Annotated in this window: 2 tRNA genes; both read left to right on the plus strand. The window is 52.8% G+C overall.

The features are described 5' to 3' along the window. Positions 1 to 40: 40 nt before the first annotated feature. A tRNA-Asp gene (locus SB775_RS34265) sits at positions 41 to 116 on the plus strand. A gap of 8 nt (positions 117 to 124) precedes the next feature. Continuing rightward, positions 125 to 200 (plus strand) — tRNA-Phe (locus SB775_RS34270). Positions 201 to 231 lie beyond the last annotated feature (31 nt).

Consider the following 231-nt stretch of genomic DNA (forward strand, 5'->3'; position numbering starts at 1 on the left):
CGAATCCCGTACGGGTCATGTTTTTTTTATGTTCATTTTTGGTCCCGTGGTGTAGTGGTTAACATGCCTGCCTGTCACGCAGGAGATCGCCGGTTCGACCCCGGTCGGGACCGCCATTTATGTTGGCTCGGTAGCTCAGTCGGTAGAGCAGAGGACTGAAAATCCTCGTGTCGGCGGTTCGATTCCGTCCCGAGCCACCATTTTTTTATGCCGACTTAGCTCAATTGGTAG

The organism is Peribacillus sp. SIMBA_075 (genome assembly GCF_046534585.1).